General features: G+C 39.0%; 10 protein-coding genes and 3 pseudogenes. All 13 read left to right on the top strand.

Annotated features, from left to right (window positions below; translation table 11 throughout):
- Positions 1-35: 35 nt before the first annotated feature.
- A pseudogene (locus HT685_RS06360) lies at positions 36-1,411 on the top strand (AAA family ATPase); the annotation flags it as partial.
- Between the two features lie 249 nt (positions 1,412-1,660).
- Positions 1,661-1,783 (top strand): annotated as a pseudogene (locus HT685_RS06355) (DNA (cytosine-5-)-methyltransferase); the annotation flags it as partial.
- Between the two features lie 81 nt (positions 1,784-1,864).
- Complete coding sequence (locus HT685_RS06350) at positions 1,865-2,659, top strand: Fic/DOC family protein (RefSeq protein WP_173226147.1); 795 nt, start codon at positions 1,865-1,867, stop codon at positions 2,657-2,659.
- A 236-nt stretch (positions 2,660-2,895) separates the two neighbouring features.
- Positions 2,896-4,074 (top strand): DNA primase, encoded by a 1,179-nt coding sequence (locus tag HT685_RS06345; protein WP_240148089.1) that lies wholly within the window; start codon positions 2,896-2,898, stop codon positions 4,072-4,074.
- 28 nt (positions 4,075-4,102) lie between these two features.
- Positions 4,103-5,680: pseudogene (locus HT685_RS06340) on the top strand (DEAD/DEAH box helicase family protein); the annotation flags it as partial.
- Between the two features lie 37 nt (positions 5,681-5,717).
- The gene (locus HT685_RS06335) at positions 5,718-5,879 is read left to right on the top strand and encodes a hypothetical protein (RefSeq protein ID WP_173251396.1); all 162 of its coding nucleotides are present in this window, start codon (positions 5,718-5,720) and stop codon (positions 5,877-5,879) included.
- Positions 5,880-6,010: 131 nt separating this feature from the next.
- Positions 6,011-6,598: a DNA-directed RNA polymerase subunit delta gene (rpoE, locus tag HT685_RS06330; protein ID WP_173226149.1), complete on the top strand. Its 588-nt coding sequence runs from the start codon at positions 6,011-6,013 to the stop codon at positions 6,596-6,598.
- A 202-nt stretch (positions 6,599-6,800) separates the two neighbouring features.
- A complete protein-coding gene (locus HT685_RS06325; RefSeq protein ID WP_173226151.1) occupies positions 6,801-8,408 on the top strand; it encodes a CTP synthase in 1,608 nt (535 codons plus the stop codon).
- 119 nt (positions 8,409-8,527) lie between these two features.
- Entirely contained in the window at positions 8,528-9,601 is a 1,074-nt protein-coding gene (locus tag HT685_RS06320; RefSeq protein WP_173226153.1) for an N-acetylmuramoyl-L-alanine amidase family protein, read from the top strand.
- Between the two features lie 167 nt (positions 9,602-9,768).
- On the top strand, positions 9,769-10,068 hold the full coding sequence (locus HT685_RS06315) for a DUF4651 domain-containing protein (protein WP_050202793.1): 300 nt from the start codon (positions 9,769-9,771) through the stop codon (positions 10,066-10,068).
- Positions 10,065-10,382 (top strand): thioredoxin family protein, encoded by a 318-nt coding sequence (locus HT685_RS06310; RefSeq protein ID WP_000615777.1) that lies wholly within the window; start codon positions 10,065-10,067, stop codon positions 10,380-10,382. Before HT685_RS06315 ends, HT685_RS06310 begins: the two co-directional genes overlap by 4 nt.
- A 15-nt stretch (positions 10,383-10,397) precedes the next feature.
- Positions 10,398-11,024, top strand: a complete 627-nt coding sequence (ytpR, locus tag HT685_RS06305) for a YtpR family tRNA-binding protein (RefSeq protein ID WP_173226155.1) — start codon at positions 10,398-10,400, stop codon at positions 11,022-11,024.
- A gap of 41 nt (positions 11,025-11,065) precedes the next feature.
- A complete protein-coding gene (locus HT685_RS06300) occupies positions 11,066-11,827 on the top strand; it encodes an SDR family NAD(P)-dependent oxidoreductase (protein WP_173226157.1) in 762 nt (253 codons plus the stop codon).
- The last annotated feature ends 73 nt before the right edge of the window (positions 11,828-11,900 follow it).

The following is an 11,900-nucleotide window of genomic DNA, read 5'->3' as shown; positions in this document are numbered from 1 at the left end:
TACAAGCTTTATATGGTTCTCCAGCCAATAAAAGTGTGTCTGAATATTGGTTTAGTACAAATGTTGATCAAATAGATGAAGTGGATGGAAAACAGTGTTTAATCTATTCATATTATAACATTAAAGCTTCTAGAAATGTAGAAGTTCTTAAAGGCCGTTCTGGAACAAAAAAAGGATTAGATTATTGGGAGCCATATGCTCCTCAAAAACAATATGGGATGGAAAGATTACCCAAAAATAAATATATCGGAAGTTCTTCGACAGACAGATGGGATGGCATTGAAAAAATGTTGTCTTTTGTGATTGTAAAGAATATGTTTCTGCTTTTGATTTATTTTTCTATCACTATAATTTTAAAAAAATTTCTACCCAACGTAGTAAACAAGATTTTATAAGATTACGATCTAAACCAGTTGCTGATATTTTAAAGAATAATACAAGTAGCTATACGCGTTATAAAAAGGAAATGGTTATAGATAATGTTAAAGTTGATGATAAAGTTTGTGAAATTATTAGTGAAATAATGGATGAATCTTATACAGACATTCAAATTTTAACTCATAAGTTGTATTCAAAAGGTGATGATATAAAAGCTTCCAAAACCATTTGGATGAAAAAATCTGGAAAAGAATATTCTGAGGCTTTTGCAGGAACAGGTGAAGCTAGAATTATTTTGTTAGTAAATGATATAGTAAATGCGCAATCAAATTCATTAATATTAATAGATGAACCTGAAATCTCACTTCATCCGAGTGCAATCTATAAATTTAAAGAGTTTTTACTTCAAGAGTGTTTAAATAAAAAACATCAAATTATTATCACTACACATTCTACACAACTTATAAAAGATTTTCCTAGAGAAGCTGTGAAACTTTTAGTGAAAAACGGAGAAAAGATAGATGTTATTGAAAATATTGATTATCAGGATGTATTTTTTGAATTAGGTGATGTGTATCATTCTAGGAAGATGATTTATGTTGAAGATAGACTAGCTAAATATATTCTAGATTTTATTATCACTCATTCAGGTAGTGAGAATCTTAAACAGAATTTAGTAGTGAGATATATTCCTGGTGGAGCAAATCAAATAATTTGTAATAATATTTTAAACTCTTCGTATTTAGATTCCGATAACCATTATTTTTGGCTTGATGGAGATCAAAACACTAATGTTAGTGAATCAAATAATTTAATGAACTATCTTGAAAATGGTGTTATTATATCAGATAAAATTCCTGAAGCAGACAATGGAAAGCTTGATAAAATTATCCGAGAGCTAACAGGATGTTCAATTAAATTCAAAGTTTCAGGAAATAAAGGCCAAAGAAATGATACTGAATTAATTGAAAAGCGAAGAAGATTTATAGACTATTGGTCTAGATACGTCTCCTATCTTCCTTTTCAAACTCCAGAACTTTATTTGGCTAAGCTATGCGATAGTGTAGATAGTGAGGATTATGACTTTTCTACAGATGAAAACGGAAAAGAATATTTTAGAAAAAAAACTAAAGAAGCATTGGGAATAGAAGACATAACTTCTGAAGATGTTTTTCAGGAGCAGAGAAGAGCTGTTTCAAAATTACAGTCAGATCCAAAAATGTTCCAGGATATCAAAGAAAAATTAGAGGCATTGTTTTAATTCCTTAGATTAGGGTACTACATAACAAATTTTTTCAATTCAAACCCGCACGCAAACAACATTGCAGCCTTCTTCTCAGGTGTTGGGGGAATTGAGTTGGGATTTGAACAGACCAACGAGTTCAGAGTGGTGTATGCCAATGATGGTTTTTTATAATTTTTGCCAATTCCATGCCCATTTCACCATTTACCTATGACACAGAAAAACAATTGAAAGGATCTTTCTATGCAATCAACTTACAACATTGACAATCCAAACTTGTCTTATGAAGCGAAACGTGATTTATGGCGGATAGGTTTTGGTCTGCAGAAAGTTGACAATCTAGTGCCATCAGAGTATATGGAATCTTTGGCTGAGAAACAGTCCCGGGGAGAACTGACTTATGAGCAGGTTTATGAGGATGCAACGGCTTATCATCATACCGTTGATGCGAGTACGGAGGAGGCAGACTTGGTTTCTTTGCGTATCGTAGAACTCTTGTCTAGAAGAGGCTTTAGATTCAGTCCTGCGACTTTACTTGCTATTCATAAGGAGTTATTTCAAGATATATTTGAACCCTCGATTCCGGTAGGTCAATTTCGTCAGACCAATATCACAAAGCATGAACCTGTTTTGAATGGTGAAAGTGTTGTGTACTCTGATTACTCCATGATTCAAATGACCTTGGATTATGATTTTAATCAGGAAAAACAAGTTGCATATGCGACACTAACCCAGGCGGATATGGTTAAACAAATCCAGCGTTTTATTTCAGGAATCTGGCAAATTCATCCATTTCGCGAAGGAAACACTCGGACGGTAACGGTCTTTTTGATTCAATATCTTCGTGAGTTTGGTTTTGATATTGATAATACACCATTTCAGCAACATGCCAAGTATTTTCGTGATGCCTTGGTATTAGATAATGCAAAGATTTTACAGCGACGTCCTGAGTTTTTAACAGCTTTTTTTGAAAATCTCTTGCTCGGTGGTCAAAACGATCTGTCATCAGAAAAGATGTATCTAGAACTCGATCTTTAAAAATCCTAATACTGAGTAAACATTGAATTTTAGGAAAAAAATGAAGTAAATATTCCTACAAGAAAACGCATATCATCAAAGATTTCGCTTGATAATATGTGTTTTTTTAATTTTATAGATTGCTCGTTTAAACTCTATTTATCTCGTACTTTCAGTGCTATTTGGATTTTATTTTCGTGTACAATTTCAGACATTCTTGTTATAATCAGCCTATAGGAATCAAGGAGGGGACTCTTATGGCTGTTTTTGTGTCTTTGGATGGAATTGTGGTAGAAGTACTTGATGTCTTTTCTTCTTTTAATGGGGATAGTGAGTTTTTCTTGTGTAAACGTCTTAAAGACAAGAGTCAGTTTGTTATGGAACGCTCTCGGTTCGAGGAGATGTTCCAACTTCAAAGTAGTCACTTGACGACGCAAGAAAAATTACAATTGTTTACCTCCGTGTTTGCTGGCCGTTATGATGTTTATGCTAAGAGCTTTATCAATGATCAAGGGAAAATTCAGTATTTTCCATCCTATGATTATGGTTGGAAGCAGTTGCCACCTGAAAAACGAAGTTTCCAGACATTGACGGATTCCGTTTTGAAATCTCATTTTCGTGGGGAGACAGCTATCGGTATCTTTCCTATGCACTTAGATGATAGCTGTTATTTTTTGGTACTGGATTTGGATGAAAGAGATTGGAAAGAAGCCGGTTTAGCCATTCGAAGAATAGCCAGGGAACGCCAGATGGAAGCCCATTTAGAGATTTCTCGTTCGGGTCACGGACTCCATATTTGGTTCTTCTTTGAGGAAGCGATTCCGAGTCGAGAGGCTCGCTTGTTTGGAAAGAAACTGTTAGAACTGGCAATGCAGGAAAGTATGCAACTGTCCTTTGATTCTTTTGATCGCATGTTTCCAAATCAGGATGTTCTTCCTAAAGGTGGATTTGGCAATTTGATTGCCCTTCCTTTTCAAGGAGAAGCTTATCATCAAGGGCGAACGGTCTTTGTGAATGAACAGTTTCAGCCTTATAAAGACCAATGGAGGTATTTACAAGAAATTCAGAGGGTTTCAACTGCTAAAGTGGCACTGTTAATCCAAGAGGAGTTAGGCAAGCAAGAATTGGACAAGGAGTTGAAGGTCGTCTTATCCAATATGATCCAACTTGAAAAATCGTCTGTGACACCCAAGACACTGTTTTTCTTGAAAAATATGGCTTCATTTTCTAATCCCGAATTTTATTTAAAGCAGGCTATGCGACAGCCAACCTATCAAATTCCTGAGCGAATGTATTTATTTGGAGAATCCGATCATTATTTATGGCTACCAAGAGGTTTACTATATCCATCGCAAGATAAATTTAATACTCTTCGAAAATCAAATTTAAACCACGTCAGCTTCGCCTTGCCGTACTCAAGTACTGCCTACGGCTAGCTTCCTAGTTTGCTCTTTGATTTTCATTGAGTATGAGCAGGTAGTTGTGGAAGATAGGAGAAAGGTACAAAGGTCTATTAGAGTGGAATTTAAGGGAGAACTCACTTTTGAGCAAGAGTTAGCCCTGTCAGATATGACTTCTAAAGAAAATGGTTTACTTCATGCGGAGACCGGTTTTGGAAAGACCGTTTTAGGTGCTGCTCTCATCTCTAAAAGGAAGGCCAAAACAATTATCCTAGTTCATAATAGGCAACTCTTAGACCAGTGGCTGGATCGCCTAAAGTGTTTTTTGACTTTCGAAGAGGAAGAAGCTACCCGTTATACGCCATCAGGTCGTGAAAGGGTAATCGGCTATGTTGGGCAGTACGGTGGGACTAAGAAATGGCTGAGTAAACTGGTTGATGTCGTTATGATTCAATCTCTATTTAAGTTGGAAAATAGTCAAAGTCTTTTGGATGAGTATGAGATGATGATTGTGGATGAGTGTCATCATGTCTCTGCCTTGATGTTTGAAAAAGTTGTTGCTCAGTTTAGAGGGAAGTATCTTTACGGTTTGACGGCTACGCCTGAGCGTAAGAATGGTTATGAGCCTATTGTTTTTCAGAGAATGGGTGAGATACTCCATACTGCTGATAAGAGGGAAACGGATTTTAAACGGCAATTGCAATTAAGATTCACTTCTTTTGGTCATTTGGAGATTGAAAAGACCAAAGCAAGTAATTTTATACAGCTTAGTGATTGGATTGCTACTGACTCAGTGAGGAATCAGTTGATTCTCAAGGATATTCTAGCCCAAGTGGCAGAAGGGCGGAATATCTTGGTTCTAGTCAATCGAACTCAACAGATAAATGTCTTTGAAAAGTTATTGAAAGAGAAAGAGGTTGATGACTGTTATATTATTAGCGGAAAAACCAAAGTCCGAGATAGAACAAGTTTAATGGAGACGTTAGAACAGTTAGATAAAGGGTTTGTTTTATTGTCTACTGGAAAATACATTGGCGAAGGTTTTGACTTGCCTCAGTTGGACACGCTGATCTTGGCAGCACCCTTTTCTTGGAAAAATAATTTGATTCAGTATGCAGGTCGGATTCATAGAAACTACAAGGATAAGTCTTTGGTACGTATTTTCGATTATGTGGATATTCATGTTCCTTATTTAGAAAAGATGTTTCAGAAACGACAAGTAGCTTATCGAAAGATGGATTATCGTGCCATTGAGGGTGAGGAGAAACAATTCGTTTATGTTGATAGTAGATATGAGAATGTGCTGAGAGAGGACTTGGCAGGGGAAAGACAGGAATGTCTGCTTATTTTGCCTTATGCGCACCAGACAAAACTGATGAATTTTCTAAAAGAATTTAGAATGAGTCAGATTGAGATATGTATACCAGAGACGGTTGCAAATAAAGCATGGCTAGACCAGTTGAAGAGCCAGAAAATTAAAGTATCTTTTACTCAATCAAAAATAGTCACGCCTATTCTTTTGGTAAACAAGACCATTGTTTGGTATGGTGCAATGCCATTATTAGGGAAGGTAGATGAAATGACCATACTACGTTTGGAATCAGCTAGTATAGCTTCTGAACTAGTGGCAGGTTTACGATAGAGAAAATTTTTAAAAATTTCTATGTATGATTTTCATTTTGAAAGAACGCGAAGTCTTGACAGATCAACGACTCAATGAGCTGGAAATCAACGGCATTCGATTGACCAAATTTAAAAATGGTGAAATCGGTATCGAATTTATCTGGATTGATACTAAAAATCCACCTAGCGATGCCATCGGCTGGGTAGCAAAGAAATAAAAAGTCCTATCACTTTCTCCCCCTTAACCTTTGACTATTCTGCAAAATTATCGTAAAATAAAGAGTAAATGATAAAATGAGGTCAGAGTCTGTTTACTCTGGCGATAGTAGTATAAATGAGGAGAAACGCTTTGGAATTAGAAGTATTTGCTGGGCAAGAAAAAAGTGAACTATCTATGATTGAGGTAGCGCGTGCTATCTTGGAACTTCGTGGTCGCGACCATGAGATGCATTTTAGCGATCTTGTAAACGAAATTCAAAACTACCTTGGGACATCAAACAGCGATATCCGCGAAGCCTTGCCTTTGTTCTACACAGAGTTGAACTTTGACGGTAGCTTCATCTCACTTGGAGACAACAAATGGGGGCTTCGTTCATGGTATGGTGTGGACGAAATCGACGAAGAAATCATCGCTCTTGAAGAAAATGACGACGATGAAGTAGCACCAAAAGCTAAGAAAAAACGTGTCAATGCCTTCATGGATGGCGATTCAGATGCTATTGACTACAATGCGGATGATCCAGAAGACGAAGACGCATACGAAGCAGATCCAGCTCTTTCATACGATGATGAAAATCCAGATGATGAGAAAAATGAAGTGGAAGCTTATGATGCAGAAATCAACGAAATCGCTCCTGATGACTTAGGTGAAGACGTGGATCTCAACGAAGAAGACGACGATTTTTCAGATGACGACGCTGAAACCAGCGAGGAATAAAAGTTAGCTATTGACAATTATCCTATTTTTAGGTATCATATTGTTCGGGCACCTCTTTTAGAGGTCGGGGCTCCCTAGTTCTTAGGGAGCTATTTTTGTTTTTTCAGGAAGTTTTTCTGGAAATGTCGTTATCCATAAGGGTCTTGTTTTCTATGTCCCCTCGTAGTTAACAAGGCCTTGAGCATTTTAGAAAGAGGAATCTATGTCTACGAAATATATTTTTGTAACTGGTGGTGTGGTATCGTCTATTGGGAAAGGGATTGTGGCAGCAAGTCTGGGTCGTCTCTTGAAAAATCGTGGTCTGAAAGTAACCATTCAAAAGTTTGACCCTTATATCAATATTGATCCGGGAACTATGAGCCCTTACCAGCACGGGGAAGTTTTTGTGACAGATGACGGGGCTGAGACAGATTTGGACTTGGGTCACTATGAACGTTTCATCGATATCAATCTCAACAAATATTCCAACGTGACTACTGGTAAAATCTACAGTGAAGTTCTGCGTAAGGAACGCCGTGGAGAATACCTTGGGGCAACTGTGCAAGTCATTCCTCATATCACAGATGCTTTGAAAGAAAAAATCAAGCGTGCCGCTCTAACGACTGACTCTGATGTCATTATCACAGAGGTCGGTGGAACAGTAGGAGATATCGAGTCCTTGCCATTCTTAGAGGCCCTTCGTCAGATGAAGGCAGATGTGGGGGCGGATAATGTTATGTACATCCATACAACCTTGCTTCCTTACCTCAAGGCTGCTGGTGAAATGAAAACCAAACCAACCCAACACTCTGTAAAAGAATTGCGTGGATTGGGAATCCAACCAAATATGTTGGTTATTCGTACAGAAGAGCCAGCTGGTCAAGGAATTAAAAACAAACTAGCACAGTTCTGTGATGTGGCACCAGAAGCCGTTATCGAATCGTTGGATGTTGAACACCTTTACCAAATTCCATTGAACTTGCAGGCACAAGGTATGGACCAAATTGTCTGTGACCATTTGAAATTAGATGCACCTGTAGCGGATATGACAGAATGGTCAGCCATGGTGGACAAGGTCATGAACCTCAAGAAACAAGTTAAAATTTCCCTTGTCGGTAAGTATGTTGAGTTGCAAGATGCCTACATTTCTGTGGTTGAAGCCTTGAAACACTCTGGTTATGCCAATGACGCAGAAGTTAAAATCAATTGGATCAATGCCAATGATGTGACAGCAGAGAATGTGGTAGAGCTTTTGTCTGATGCGGACGGAATCATCGTGCCAGGTGGTTTCGGTCAACGTGGTACGGAAGGGAAAATCCAAGCTATCCGCTATGCGCGTGAAAATGATGTTCCTATGTTGGGTGTCTGCTTGGGAATGCAGTTGACTTGTATCGAGTTTGCTCGTCACGTTTTAGGACTCGAAGGTGCCAATTCTGCAGAACTTGCACCAGAAACAAAATACCCTATCATTGATATCATGCGTGATCAGATTGATGTTGAGGATATGGGGGGAACCCTTCGCTTGGGGCTTTATCCGTCTAAGTTGAAACGTGGCTCTAAGGCAGCAGCTGCTTATCATAATCAAGAAGTGGTGCAACGCCGTCACCGTCACCGTTATGAGTTTAACAATGCCTTCCGTGAGCAGTTTGAGGCAGCAGGCTTTGTCTTCTCAGGTGTTTCTCCAGACAATCGTTTGGTAGAAATCGTGGAAATCCCTGAAAATAAATTCTTTGTAGCTTGTCAGTATCACCCTGAACTTTCAAGCCGTCCAAATCGTCCAGAAGAACTCTACACTGCCTTTATTACTGCAGCGGTTGAGAACAGCAATTAGCTAGATTATAACCTTTGAGAACAATCTCAGAGGTTTTTTGCTTGCATATTTAGGATATGAGTTGCAAAATAAAAACATAGTGATATAATTAACATAAAAAATCCTAAGGAGGATCTACGATGAAAAAAATCACATTATTTGGTTTGTCTCTAGCAGGTTTAGCTTTACTGGCTTTTCCTCATTCAGGGCAGGCATTTGAGCTTAAAGAAGAATGGGTTGTTAAGTGTGGAGTACAGTATCAAGATGGCAAGATTCTTCGATTCAACAATGGCCATGAAGTGGATATCAAAGTCTTGGATTTGCCAAAAACCGAGAAAATCGAGTGGACGGTTAGTCTCGATGGTCAAGATCAGACAGTCAATTTTCTAGGTCAAGAAAAGGACAAGTCTATGATTGGTATAGAAGGGCGTTACCTGAATTTCTATGTTCCATATGGCTATAGAGGAGATATCAAGGTCGAGGCTAAGAGCGGAAACGAAGTGAAGACCTGGTCAACGAAAGTTGTGGATGATATTCATAATGATAGTGGAAAGAGAGGTTACTATCGTATTGAAGAATCAAATAATCAATACACTTACCTCGATGCTAAATGGGATTATCAGACCAAGACTTACACTGCTACCTTACCAGAGACTGTCAATGGTCAAAAAGTCTTTGCTTGGACAGACTATGACAATGGCGAGTTGAAACTTGAAAAACTAAAGTCTATCAGTCATAAATATGATGGAGGAGCTTTCAAAGAACTTTATCCGATTGTAAAAGCAGAAAGTTGGCTAGAATCAAACCAAAACTGGTACTATCAAAAACAAGGTCAATTAGTACAGAAGGATTGGGTTTATGACAAGGGAACTTGGTACTTTATGAATGATAAAGGAGTCATGTTCAATCAAACTTGGCTATATCAAGGTGGCAACTGGTATGCCTTTAAATCATCAGGAGCTATGATTGCTGGTGATTGGCTTTACGACCAAGGCAAGTGGTACTATTTATCAACTTCAGGAGATATGAAAGCAAGCGCTTGGGTTTATGATAAGGGAGACTGGTATTATGTAAGTTCTTCTGGTGCCATGATTGCGAATGATTGGGTCAAAGACAATGGTAAGTGGTATTATCTAGCTTCATCAGGTAAGATGCTTCGCAATACCTACACGCCTGATGGTTACTACGTTGGCAACTCAGGTGCCTGGCAATAAGAATAATACTCTTCGAAAATCTCTTCAAACCACGTCAGCTTCATCCACAACCTCAAAACACTGTTTNNTTTCATTGAGTATAAGAAGTCCTTTTCCTTTAAGGAAGGGGATTTTTACTTGCCTTTCTGCTGCTTCCTAATTTGTCCTGAAGCGTTTTTTGTGTTAAAATGAATGGTATGAAAGCTAAAAAAATGTGGATGGCAGGTCTGGCTCTGCTTGGTATTGGGAGCCTTGCCCTTGCTACGAAAAAAGTTGCAGATGACCATAAGCTCATGAAGACTCAGGAAGAGTTGACAGAGATTGTGCGAGACCATTTTTCAGACATGGGAGAAATTGCGACCCTCTATGTTCAAGTCTATGAAAGCAGTCTGGAGAGCTTGGTTGGTGGCGTCATTTTTGAGGATGGCCGTCATTATACCTTTGTCTATGAAAATGAAGACCTAGTCTATGAGGAGGAAGTCTTATGATACAACCAGCAAGTTTAGAAGAATTAGCATCTTTAGTAGAAAAAGATGGCAAGAAGGTCTTTCTTTTTGTAGCAGATTGGTGCGGTGATTGTCGTTACATCTATCCTGCCTTGCCAGAAATTGAGGAGACCAATCCAGAGTTCACCTTTATTCGTGTGGACCGAGACCAGTATATGGATTTGGCCAAACTCTGGGATGTTTACGGAATTCCTAGCCTTGTTGTTTTGGAAAAGGACAAGGAAATCGGCCGTTTTGTCAATCGCGACCGTAAAAGTAAGCAACAAATTAACGACTTTTTAGCAGGACTGAAATAGGAGAAAATAGAAACAATGATTTTTACATATAACAAAGAACATGTCGGTGATGTCCTTATGGTCATCGTGAAAAACAGTGGAGATGCCAAACTGGATGTGGAGCGCAAAGGCAAGGTAGCTCGTGTTTTCCTCAAAGATAATGGAGAAACAGTAGCTTGGAATATTTTTGAAGTTTCAAGTTTGTTTGAAATTGCAGAGCGAGGTCGGGTCTTTTTATCAGATGAGCAAGTAGCACGTTTGAACCAAGAATTGCAGGCGGAAGGTTTTAAAGAAGAAATTGTCAATGACAAGGAACCTAAGTTTGTTGTTGGTGAAATTGTCGAGATGGTAGTTCATCCAGATAGTGACCACCTTAACATCTGCCAAGTTGCAGTCGCAAGTGACAAGACAGTGCAAATCGTTGCAGGGGCACCCAATGCGCGTGTTGGATTGAAAACAATTGTAGCTCTTCCTGGAGCTATGATGCCAAAAGGCAATCTTATTTTCCCAGGCGAACTTCGTGGTGAAAAGAGTTTTGGTATGATGTGCAGTCCTCGTGAATTGCATCTGCCAAATGCTCCGCAAAAACGAGGGGTGCTTGAATTGTCAGAAGACCAAGTTGTCGGAACTCCATTTGACCCAGCCAAACACTGGACTGCCTAAGAAGTTGTTAATATCTGATAGACCAGCTAGAAGGAAATGAGATGGCAAAAAATGTTGTGATTACAGGAGCGACATCAGGAATTGGTGAAGCGATTGCGCGTGCTTATTTGGAGCAGGGTGAGAATGTCGTTCTAACAGGTCGACGGACAGACAGATTGAAAGCCCTCAAGTCGGAGTTTGCAGTAAGCTTTCCAAATCAAACCGTCTGGACTTTTCCCCTAGATGTCATGGATATGGCCATGGTAAAGACTGTCTGCTCTGATATTCTAGAAACGATAGGTCAGATTGATATTCTGGTCAACAATGCCGGACTGGCTCTAGGTTTAGCACCTTATCAGGATTATGAAGAGTTGGATATGTTGACCATGCTGGATACCAATGTCAAAGGTTTGATGGCAGTCACTCGCTCTTTCTTGCCAGCAATGGTAAAAGCCAATCAAGGACATATCATCAATATGGGCTCAACCGCAGGAATTTATGCCTATGCAGGTGCAGCAGTTTATTCGGCCACCAAGGCAGCAGTTAAGACCTTTTCAGATGGTCTGCGAATTGATACCATCGCAACGGATATCAAGGTGACAACCATTCAGCCTGGAATTGTCGAAACAGATTTTTCTACAGTGCGTTTTCATGGTGATAAAGAACGAGCTGCGACGGTCTACAAAGGAATAGAAGCCTTGCAAGCTCAGGATATCGCAGGCACAGTAGTCTATGTGACCAGTCAACCTCGTCGTGTGCAGATTACAGATATGACCATTATGGCAAATCAACAGGCGACAGGTTTCATGGTTCATAAAAAATAAAAAATTTTCTCGAAAAGTTACAAATTTCTGTAACTTTTTTTGATTTCCTACGAATAGATAAGTAGGAGGAAGA

It is taken from the genome of Streptococcus sp. 5004 (assembly GCF_013276755.1).
Taxonomy (GTDB): Bacteria; Bacillota; Bacilli; order Lactobacillales; family Streptococcaceae; genus Streptococcus.
The sequence above is the reverse complement of the archived record's forward strand: the minus strand, read 5'-3'. Positions and strand labels throughout refer to the sequence as shown.

What these genes read in the sequence shown, in the direction of transcription:
- HT685_RS06310 (WP_000615777.1), top strand. Translation starts at nt 10,065, where the DNA reads ATGATACAACCAGCAAGTTTAGAAGAATTAGCATCTTTAGTAGAAAAA.
- HT685_RS06350 (WP_173226147.1), top strand. Translation starts at nt 1,865, where the DNA reads ATGCAATCAACTTACAACATTGACAATCCAAACTTGTCTTATGAAGCG.
- ytpR (WP_173226155.1), top strand. Translation starts at nt 10,398, where the DNA reads ATGATTTTTACATATAACAAAGAACATGTCGGTGATGTCCTTATGGTC.
- HT685_RS06325 (WP_173226151.1), top strand. Translation starts at nt 6,801, where the DNA reads ATGTCTACGAAATATATTTTTGTAACTGGTGGTGTGGTATCGTCTATT.
- HT685_RS06345 (WP_240148089.1), top strand. Translation starts at nt 2,896, where the DNA reads ATGGCTGTTTTTGTGTCTTTGGATGGAATTGTGGTAGAAGTACTTGAT.
- HT685_RS06315 (WP_050202793.1), top strand. Translation starts at nt 9,769, where the DNA reads ATGAATGGTATGAAAGCTAAAAAAATGTGGATGGCAGGTCTGGCTCTG.
- HT685_RS06320 (WP_173226153.1), top strand. Translation starts at nt 8,528, where the DNA reads ATGAAAAAAATCACATTATTTGGTTTGTCTCTAGCAGGTTTAGCTTTA.
- HT685_RS06300 (WP_173226157.1), top strand. Translation starts at nt 11,066, where the DNA reads ATGGCAAAAAATGTTGTGATTACAGGAGCGACATCAGGAATTGGTGAA.